Genomic DNA, 9968 nt, shown 5'->3' on the forward strand with positions numbered 1-9968 from the left:
TACAAGCCAAAAAATTGGATTTTGCATCTTTCCTTAATCAAATTCACAAATGGCGGCTACCACTCTAGCTAAGTCTGCCTCGGTTAAGTCATTGTAAAACGGTAGACGGACTAAGCGATCGCTCACATCTTCAGTCACTGGACAGTCTCCTTCCTTACCGCCAAACTTCTGTCCCATTTCCGACAAGTGCAAGGGCAGATAGTGGAAAGCGCTGATGATATTCTGAGCTTTCAAGTGAGCAATCAAGGCTTGGCGCTTTTCCAGGGAAGGCATCAACAAGTAGAACATGTGATAAGCCTGCTCACAGTGGTCTGGCACAATCGGAAAGCGGATGCCATGCTTCTCGGCCCAGTCCTGAATATTTTTGTGATAATACTCCCATATTTCCTGCCGTTTCGCTTGAATCTGCTCCTGGACTTCTAGCTGAGCATACAAGTAGGCAGCGAGCATATCCGAGGGGAGATAACTCGAACCAACGTCAACCCAAGTATATTTGTCTACCTGACCGCGATAGAAGCGACTGCGGTTGGTTCCTTTCTCGCGGATAACTTCAGCTCGTTCAATATACTGGGGATCGTTAATCAGCAGAGCACCGCCCTCACCACAGTTAAAATTTTTTGTCTCATGAAAGCTCTGAGTAGCCAGACATCCAATAGTCCCTAGATACTTCCCTTTGTACTTGCCAAAAAGCCCATGGGCGTTGTCTTCAACAACCGCAATACCGTATTTTCCAGCCAATTCCATAATGGCGTCCATCTCACACCCAATCCCGGCATAGTGTACGGGGACAATAACTTTAGTACGGGGTGTGATCAGTTGTTCTAGCTTGTTCTCGTCCAAATTGAGTGTATCTGGACGGATGTCGCAGAAGACGGGATAGACACCCCGTAAAACAAAAGCATTGACTGTAGAAACAAAGGTGAAGGAAGGAAAAATGACTTCATCACCGGGCTGGAGATTCAGCAACAGCGCGGTCATTTCCAGGGCGTGGGTACAAGAAGTAGTCAGTAGCGCTTTAGAAACTCCTAAGGTCTGTTCTAGGAGAGTATGACATTTTTTAGTAAAAGGTCCATCGCCACAAGTGTGTACATTCTTGATGGCTTGTCGAATATACTCAAATTCTTTTCCAACAGCAAAAGGTTGGTTAAAAGGAATTGTAGACAAAAGTCACCTCCGCTTGCAGTTTGTTATTAGAAGTCAGCTTTTCGCTAGCATCAATAGCTTTGAGGAACGAAGCACCAAAACCGAGATTACCTAAAACTTCTCGGTAACTAACCAATTTTTTCCAAGCACCGAACTAAAGCTAGTGCACTGATTCGATGGTGGAATTTTTCGGCAACCTTTTTCCGCGATTCTTGCCTCAGTCTTAAGGACAATTCGGAGTCTTTTAAGACATTTACTATAGCATCAGCCATTTCTTTGGGTTTTTCGGGTTGTACCAATATGGCATTAACTCCGTTATCGATCAACTCAGAATTACCACCCACATCCGTTACAATTACTGGCATTTCCATTGCCATCGCTTCCATGATGGCAACTGAGATTCCTTCATTCAAACTAGCTAAAGCGAAAATATGAGCTTCTTCAATTCCCTGGCGATGTCGTTCTTCGGAAACAGCTCCAAGTAGCTCAACGTAATCGGACATTGATTGTTCTTGAATGAATTTTTCAAGCTCCTGACGATATCCACTACCACCTTTTTCGTCTTCGCCAGCAATCTGTAACCGAACGTCAAATCCCCATTCTCGAAGCAATTTTACAGTTTCTACGAGGTACTTGTGTCCTTTCACCGGGTTGAGACGCCCACAAGTGTAGATTTGGCATGGAGTACCCGCTTCCCAAGGAATATACGGGCTATTACGTTTAATTTCATCCAGATTGACGCCCACCGGAGCGATGACGACTTGTTGGGGTAGGAAACCAGCCAGTCTATCTTGAGCCACCTTGAAGAGCAGTTCAGACATGATCAGGGCAAAGGAAGCATGAGTCCATTTTTGTTCCTGATTTGGCCCATATCCTTCTAGGGTTGGACCAAGGAGTGACAAACTGTAAGTGATCCCTGACAGAATTGAAGCAAACATGGCAATGTTCGCCGCATCAGCACAGGAAGCAACATGGATGTGAGACCAGCCTTTTTTCCTCGCTAGCCAAGCAAGTTTGGCACCTATTAAAATCAGCGCCAACAGACGCAGCTTTTGAGCTAAGGATAGGTCTTTAGCTTTGGTAATAACACTGAGGCAATGGAACCAAGCAAACGGTCCTGCTCTGAGTAACTCTATCGATGCGCCAAAGAAATCTTTGATCGTAAAGGGAACTAAATAATCGGTATTCTTTTGAGCCTCTTGAGCCCATGAATGGGAGGCAATAGACTTCGGGGGGCATCGAGTAGATACCCAATCAGATTCTATGTCAAGCTCTTCTAAGGCTTGTCGCTCTCTCCATAAAAAAATATGGGTTTGTCCTGGAAATTCAGGGACGAAATATCCAATGTGTTTTTTCATAAATAAATCACTGAAATTTGTATACAGTAACCTCAGTCATCATGAAAAGAAAACTACAGTCGAAAATAGAACTCTTGCTCAAGTCAATTTTTACTACCCGGCTGTAGGACTTATCGCCCTTTTGTTTACCATTTATGCAAGAGAGCTAATGACCCTGATTAACTAACAAATTCAGAAGAGGTCGCTAGGCATCAGGATTAACCGTTAGTTCAGTTAATCATCCCAGTCAAACGCTGTTGATTAAGACTCGGAAGTCTCGACAGCATCCCGTTCTGTGCGAACCCACTTCTTTTGTCGTCGAATAATAAACGCCAGATACAGGGGAATCTTCCAAAGAATGTAGAAAGGCACGGATAAAAGTGTCTGTACCGGGAAATCTTCTCGACCAAACTTTGCCCAAGCGCTAGCGATGGAGATAAAAATGAGTTGCCCTTCTATGGCTAAAAAAATCGAGGGCATCCATGAAGCGCCCAATGTCCCCGCTAATAACGCACCTCCCATGCAAACGACCCAAATCATCACTAATAGGGAGAGGGGTGGAATACACAAATCTAGGGCAAATGCTAATAGGTCGAAACGTCCTTTCACCACAGCCGCTTTGAACAGTTTTGGTACTTGTGTCAATAGGGTTTGCAAGTGACCATGCTCCCAGCGCGTCCGTTGAGATTGGGCGGCTTGCTCCTGCTGCGGGAGACGCCCTATCACTTTTGCCTCCTGTTCAAAGACAGGAGCAAGTCCTGCGATTGCTAAATCTATAGCGAGCTGCATGTCCTCAACAATATTGCCACTAGCAAGGGTCGCCTTGGCAATGGCAGACCAAGGGAACGCCATACCCGTACCCGTTAACAAGCAGGGCAACCGCAGTTGTGCTAATCCACTGGGACGGACTAAGTTCTTCACCATAAACGCCAGCGCCGATATCGAATCCTTGGGGCCTGGGTTAGCGGGTTGTTCCATAAGGTAGGTGGCTTGAACAGGTCGTGCAACCGACGCGGCGAGACTTGCAATCCGTTCAATTGTGCCTTGCTGAACAATACAATCTGCATCAACCATCACAACCACGTCCGGGGGGTCTGCCTCGATAGACCGTAAGCCATAATCTAAGGCATACCCTTTCCCCCTTCGCTCCGGGTCGGGGTCTTGTCGTTCAATTACGATTGCCTTGGGCACTGTTTTTGTATGAGTTCCAGCTGGGGCAATTGCATCAAGTGTACGTTCGCTCAGCACTTGCTCTTGGGCAATGCCCACATTCGCTAACAGTGCAATTTGGCTTTCACAGCAGTGCTTTGCTATCGTTGCTGTTTCATCAGTACAATTATCGGCAATGACGATAAGGCGATCTTGATCCGTTAACTGAGGCAATATTGTCTCTAGCGTTGTACCAATTCCAGCCGCTTCATTGTGAGCAGGAACTAACACCGCTATTCTTGGTCGGGGTACGCTCTTCACCCATGACTCAGTTCGACCTGGTAATAAGGCTGCAATGCATTCAATAAAAAGAACCGCGATGGGAACGAGCAGTCCAAGTGCGATTACGGATAGGATGATATCAACAACTAAAAACACTGGCTGATAGTTGACAAATAAATGGATTGGCTTAGCAACAAGTCAACGGTCTAGAGCGTCTTACACCAAATTAGCCGTTTATTGTAAGAACAGACAAGACCAAAGAAACAAAAGATAGCTGGGGAACACTTCACACAAATCAAGTAATTCGTCTCACTATGTCTAGTTTTGGCCTAATTACCGCTTGATAAGAGCCTCCGTTCTTAGGTGAGCCATTAAAATTGTAACAATCTGAACTTATAACCTAAATAAACAACACCAGAGCTACTTAAAAGCTACCGTTGACATAGGCTAAGCACTACTACGGAAAGCCAGCAGAGACATCCGGAAAGATGATTTCAACGCTCGCGTAGGCTGCGTCCGCTCCAATATTATTGGAATCCTAAGTAAGGCAGAGGAAATCTGCCTAGTTGAATATTTCGGTCTAGAGAAGGCAGACGGCTGCCAGAGCTACAGGAAATGGTTACGTCAGTCAAAGCTCCAATAGCTGAGATCAGAGTGATCCTGTACTAAGTGCAGTCTTGCACAAATAACTAAGCTGCGTAACAACCAAGAGGGTACTTCACACACTTCATTCCTTTTCATGGAAACCAATAAATTGTGTGAACAAAAATTTACAAGGAGGAAAAAGAAAGAAATGGTAATGCACAGATAAATACATAAAGCGGGAAATCCTGCCGTTATACCGCCAGGATTAACAGGTGAGAAAATCAATCCTCAGTACTCAGTTGTTCCGTACACCGTTGTTCCATCCGGCATGATAGCCAGACTTAAGTCAGCACCCTTTAGATTAGTTTTGATCAGAACCGCCTTGGTTAAATCAGCGTAACGCAAGACAGCATTATTAAAATTAGCTCCTGTTAGGTTGGCTCCCGTCATATGGGCTCCGACCAGCGTAGCATTACTTAAGTTGGCACTTTCTAACTTAGCACCCGTTAGATCGGCATCTCGAAGCTCGGTACGATTCAGGGTAGCCATACTTAAATTTGCCTTAGCCAAGTTGGTATTTAAGAGTTGAGCATTACTGAGATCAGCACCTTGAAAGTCGCATTCTTGAAAGTCAGCTCCATCCAAGTCAGCATAAGTTAAGTTGGCTTGATTGAGACGCGCACCGCTCATTTTGGCATCTTTGAGCTTGGTATTCTTGAGATTGGCACGGGAGAGGTCAGTATTTCTCAAGTCAGCACCACTCAAGTCTAGACCACTCAGATTAATTTCACGGAGGTCACACCCAACACATCTCTTGGTTTTCAAAATCAGTGCAACATCTATTTTTTTAGCTTTAAGCGGTTTAACCGCTTTTTGAATATTTTCCAGAGGCTTAATTCTTAGCGGTTGCGTTATATTTTCAGCAACGGATAAACGTACTGCGATTGGCAGTGTGGCAGCAGCTAATAGCGTTAAGACGATAATAACGGTTCTTAAGTTCATACGCCAAAGCCTGCGATTTTTGAGTTGTGACTATCCCTTTATTTACTTTACTCGTTCAATAAATCAAAAGACCGGATTTAAAGCTTAAAGTTTCGATAAAGTCAAATCTAATTAAACTCTCCCAAAATGAATTTATGAAACAAATACTATGATTTTTTTGAGGAGGTTCGTGTGTTCATAGTGGAATTCATCTGCGTCGTTCTCATAAGTCAGTTAAGGTGAAATCTATGTAATAACCAGTCTGGCTGACCGCAGATCATGGGATACAAGCTCCTCCCCTTCGCTCTGGGTCTTTCTAGGACCGCTTTTAAAAGGAATTAATTTTCTGATTAGGTATAATGGCTCAAGCTAGCCCACTACAGGTAGGATTTGTCGGTACTACCAATCAATTCACGACGAAAAGTGATGGTGGTAGCTCCAGGTGCGAAAAACCTCACTTTTAGGGCGGAGAGTGTCAAATAATGCATTCAGTAAGGCAGTAATTACGCTTACATGTCCATCATTGCCTTAATTAATCAGAAGGGCGGCTGCGGAAAATCTACCACAGCCGTACATTTCACCTACTGGCTAGCCACCCAAAAGAAAAAGAAGGTACTGCTGGTAGATGCTGATGCCCAGCAGTCCAGTTCTGAATGGATATTAGGGATGGAGTCGGCAATTCCCTATAAGGTGGTACAGACTCCCGATGACTTGTTAGAGCAGATTCCGGAGTTAGCACAGCAATATGATCTGCTGATTGTTGATGGTCCGGCTTCTTTAGCTGAAGCTACCCGTGCAATTCTGTTCCGTGCTGACTTAGCAATTGTTCCAGTACAACCCACAGGCGTTGATTTGCGTTCGGCTTCTGATGCTGTGAGAGTAATTAGGCAAGCTCAGTCTGTGAGAGGGGGTCCTCCAGCAGCAGCGGTGTTTCTGAGCAGAGCTGTGAAAGGGACAAAGCTCAAAGATGAAGCGCTTACCCTTTTGAGCAAAACCCCAGAGGTACTCTTACTCAAAACGGTGATTCATCAGAAACAAGGGATCGCCGACACATCAGGTCAGTCTGCAACAGTCTGGAATTTCCCTGGTGCAAGAGCGAAAGAATCCGCGCAGGAGTATGAGCGATTGTTCAAAGAAATTCTGACAATGCTATGAGTGCTAAAAAAAGTCGGAAGTCCCTAGATGATATCCTGGCGCAGCAGTTTATCTATGGTGACAGACTGCAAGAGCTAGAGCGAGGGCTTTCTCCAAAACCAACCTCATCTGAACCTCCTATAGAACCAAAAGCAGAGGTACCCTTAGGCACGACAGAAGAAACACCTAACGAACCGCCTCTGACGGATAAATTCCAAACCCCAGCCAAAGAAGCTACGATCCGCTTGACCGTTGATTTGCCGGCGTCGATGCATCGGAGGTTATCCCTTTTGGCGGCGAGAACTGGGAAAAGGAAGGCAGAGATTGTACGGTTATTGCTGGATGAAGTCTTAAAGGATGTGCTACAGTGATATGCGCCCAAAAAATAAGGCTTCTCGATGCACGAGTAGCAATGGAACAGAAGTATGCGCTAAGCTCAGCAAGCCGCAAAAAAAAAGCTTTGTAGAGTTCAGCAATAATTCGTGCCATCCGGGACAAAGGTTGCCTCAAAACTAGGGGTGAATTGAATATTGCTATTACTAGGAGATTGTGAATGGTGCATTCTCTTAGAATTCTTCCTATTCATCTATTAAGAGTGAAATAGACTGTACCCAAAAAGCAAGAGTGGGTTCACCCCCTGCTCTGTTTATTTAGTTTCCTCATCTCTGGCTTTTGGTGAAATAGGGAAAAAGAAAAACATGTTGCCTGATGATTGCAAAGCACTCGTTAAAAAAATCAACGTTTCAGAGAACTTAGGCCAAGACTTATGGAACTGGTAAAGGTACTTTCGGTCGTGAAGGTGGGGTATTCTACCACAAGAGACAATGTAATACGCCGCATCTTTCAAAAGTCGTAAAATCACCCTTCATTCGTTCGGTCGTCCCACCTCTATTGCCGAAGCAATTTGTTACATAAGGAGAGTGAGCCATGCCGCTCCTTGAATTAAAGCTAAGATGGATTTTCCTTTGATACGGTAGGTTTCAGCCTTCATTCAACATTGTGCTATGACAATATTGACGACTCAGTTCTCCCCAATCACAGGGCTTGCTGTCCTGTAACCTTATAAAAAGAGTGATGGAAGGAGCAAGACACATCAAACCCATGCCTGATAAGAGTTTTAAAGCTGAAAGCAAGCTAAGTCGAGAAAGCTTATGAGTGGCTGAAGGGTACAAGTGAAGCTTTGGGAGTAATTAACAAGGAGAGAACCCCCCAAAAAAATTTTTATTTTCCCCACACAATCCTAAAAAACCTGCTACACTAGTGAAGTGGTCGGGTAAAGCTTCTCCCAAAAGGATGTAAGCCAAGGCGAACACGCTGAACCTAGAAAAACTAATAGTTTGAAAGCCAAAATAAGTACCAATCCTCGTCAGAAATAATCAAGTTTTGGGTTAACCCCCAGAGCTGAAAAAAGAAGAGGATTCCGGAAATGAGAAATTTTCGGAGCCAAAAGTAACATACTTTCCAACAAAATGGAGAGTTTGATCCTGGCTCAGGATGAACGCTGGCGGTCTGCTTAACACATGCAAGTCGAACGGGACTCTTCGGAGTTCAGTGGCGGACGGGTGAGTAACGCGTGAGAATCTGCCTTCAGGTCGGGGACAACCACTGGAAACGGTGGCTAATACCGGATATGCCGCAACGTGAAAGATTTATCGCCTGAAGAGGAGCTCGCGTCTGATTAGCTAGTTGGTGGGGTAAAAGCTCACCAAGGCGACGATCAGTAGCTGGTCTGAGAGGATGATCAGCCACACTGGGACTGAGACACGGCCCAGACTCCTACGGGAGGCAGCAGTGGGGAATTTTCCGCAATGGGCGAAAGCCTGACGGAGCAAGACCGCGTGAGGGAGGAAGGCTCTTGGGTTGTAAACCTCTTTTCTCAGGGAAGAACACAATGACGGTACCTGAGGAATCAGCCTCGGCTAACTCCGTGCCAGCAGCCGCGGTAATACGGAGGAGGCAAGCGTTATCCGGAATTATTGGGCGTAAAGCGTCCGCAGGTGGCACTTCAAGTCTGTCGTCAAAGACTGGGGCTTAACCCTGGAAAGGCGGTGGAAACTGAAGCGCTAGAGTGTGGTAGGGGTAGAGGGAATTCCCGGTGTAGCGGTGAAATGCGTAGAGATCGGGAAGAACATCGGTGGCGAAAGCGCTCTACTGGACCACAACTGACACTCAGGGACGAAAGCTAGGGGAGCGAATGGGATTAGATACCCCAGTAGTCCTAGCCGTAAACGATGGATACTAGGTGTGGCTCGTATCGACCCGAGCCGTGCCGTAGCTAACGCGTTAAGTATCCCGCCTGGGGAGTACGCTCGCAAGAGTGAAACTCAAAGGAATTGACGGGGGCCCGCACAAGCGGTGGAGTATGTGGTTTAATTCGATGCAACGCGAAGAACCTTACCAGGGCTTGACATGTCCGGAATCCCAGGGAAACTTGGGAGTGCCTTCGGGAGCCGGAACACAGGTGGTGCATGGCTGTCGTCAGCTCGTGTCGTGAGATGTTGGGTTAAGTCCCGCAACGAGCGCAACCCTCGTTTTTAGTTGCCATCATTAAGTTGGGCACTCTAGAGAGACTGCCAGTGACAAACTGGAGGAAGGTGGGGATGACGTCAAGTCAGCATGCCCCTTACGTCCTGGGCTACACACGTACTACAATGCGACGGACAAAGGGCAGCGAGCGAGCGATCGTCAGCTAATCCCATAAACCGTGGCTCAGTTCAGATCGCAGGCTGCAACTCGCCTGCGTGAAGGAGGAATCGCTAGTAATTGCAGGTCAGCATACTGCAGTGAATTCGTTCCCGGGCCTTGTACACACCGCCCGTCACACCATGGGAGCTGGTTTTGCCCGAAGTCGTTACCCTAACCGCTTGCGGAGGGGGACGCCGAAGGCAGGGCTGGTGACTGGGGTGAAGTCGTAACAAGGTAGCCGTACCGGAAGGTGTGGCTGGATCACCTCCTTTTAAGGGAGACCAACTTCCTGTTTATGCCTGTGTCCAATGTGAATCAGGTCAACAGTGAAGCTATCCCTGGTCGGTCGAGATTGGTAAAAAAGGCTTTCAAACTATCTGGGGTTCGGCTTAGGAAATGACACCCTCTCTCGTATGAGGCGTAGTCAACAGAAACATACTCGAACTCATGGATAAAAGAATTCAGCAATCTTGCTTGATAATCTGGCAAGCCTGCTGGACTCTAGTCCAGTCAGAACCTTGAAAACTGCATAGCAATAAGTCAGGTAGAAACTGTGATTCGCCAAAATTCAGAGGTGAGTAGCTTTAAAGCTATGGTGCCGACTGAAGAATTGACGAACTGACAGAAGATATCACAGACATCAAGAATTTGTGGTCAAGCTACAAAGGGCTA

Annotated in this window: 6 protein-coding genes and 2 rRNA genes (1 of these 8 cut by a window edge); 4 read left to right on the forward strand and 4 right to left on the reverse strand. The window is 46.2% G+C overall.

Annotated elements, in window-relative coordinates:
* Positions 1–33: 33 nt before the first annotated feature.
* The 4 genes from rffA to MIC7113_RS31555 form a co-directional block, all read right to left on the reverse strand.
* Positions 34–1164 carry a dTDP-4-amino-4,6-dideoxygalactose transaminase gene (gene rffA / locus MIC7113_RS31535; RefSeq protein ID WP_015211512.1) on the reverse strand — a complete coding sequence of 377 codons (1131 nt, stop codon included), beginning with the start codon at positions 1162–1164 and terminating at the stop codon, positions 34–36.
* Between the two features lie 107 nt (positions 1165–1271).
* On the reverse strand, positions 1272–2501 hold the full coding sequence (gene epsE, locus MIC7113_RS31540; protein ID WP_015211513.1) for an exopolysaccharide biosynthesis GT4 family glycosyltransferase EpsE: 1230 nt from the start codon (positions 2499–2501) through the stop codon (positions 1272–1274).
* A 240-nt stretch (positions 2502–2741) separates the two neighbouring features.
* The gene (locus tag MIC7113_RS31550; protein WP_015211514.1) at positions 2742–4067 is read right to left on the reverse strand and encodes a glycosyltransferase family 2 protein; all 1326 of its coding nucleotides are present in this window, start codon (positions 4065–4067) and stop codon (positions 2742–2744) included.
* A 717-nt stretch (positions 4068–4784) separates the two neighbouring features.
* Positions 4785–5498, reverse strand: a complete 714-nt coding sequence (locus MIC7113_RS31555) for a pentapeptide repeat-containing protein (RefSeq protein ID WP_015211515.1) — start codon at positions 5496–5498, stop codon at positions 4785–4787.
* 492 nt (positions 5499–5990) lie between these two features.
* On the opposite strand from MIC7113_RS31555, the gene MIC7113_RS31560 reads away from it, so the two are divergent.
* The 4 genes from MIC7113_RS31560 to MIC7113_RS31575 form a co-directional block, all read left to right on the forward strand.
* Positions 5991–6632: an AAA family ATPase gene (locus tag MIC7113_RS31560; protein ID WP_015211516.1), complete on the forward strand. Its 642-nt coding sequence runs from the start codon at positions 5991–5993 to the stop codon at positions 6630–6632.
* Positions 6629–6982 carry a hypothetical protein gene (locus MIC7113_RS31565; protein ID WP_015211517.1) on the forward strand — a complete coding sequence of 118 codons (354 nt, stop codon included), beginning with the start codon at positions 6629–6631 and terminating at the stop codon, positions 6980–6982. The genes MIC7113_RS31560 and MIC7113_RS31565 overlap by 4 nt, the downstream gene beginning before the upstream one ends.
* Before the next feature lie 1095 nt (positions 6983–8077).
* Positions 8078–9568: ribosomal RNA gene (locus MIC7113_RS31570) — 16S ribosomal RNA — on the forward strand.
* A gap of 380 nt (positions 9569–9948) precedes the next feature.
* A 23S ribosomal RNA gene (locus MIC7113_RS31575) occupies positions 9949–9968 on the forward strand; it runs 2872 nt beyond the window's last position.
* Together the 16S and 23S rRNA genes form the textbook arrangement of a ribosomal RNA operon.

The organism is Allocoleopsis franciscana PCC 7113 (genome assembly GCF_000317515.1).
GTDB classification, from domain to species: domain Bacteria; phylum Cyanobacteriota; class Cyanobacteriia; order Cyanobacteriales; family Coleofasciculaceae; genus Allocoleopsis; species Allocoleopsis franciscana.

What these genes read in the sequence shown, in the direction of transcription:
- epsE (WP_015211513.1), bottom strand. Translation starts at nt 2,501, where the DNA reads ATGAAAAAACACATTGGATATTTCGTCCCTGAATTTCCAGGACAAACC.
- MIC7113_RS31555 (WP_015211515.1), bottom strand. Translation starts at nt 5,498, where the DNA reads ATGAACTTAAGAACCGTTATTATCGTCTTAACGCTATTAGCTGCTGCC.
- MIC7113_RS31560 (WP_015211516.1), top strand. Translation starts at nt 5,991, where the DNA reads ATGTCCATCATTGCCTTAATTAATCAGAAGGGCGGCTGCGGAAAATCT.
- MIC7113_RS31565 (WP_015211517.1), top strand. Translation starts at nt 6,629, where the DNA reads ATGAGTGCTAAAAAAAGTCGGAAGTCCCTAGATGATATCCTGGCGCAG.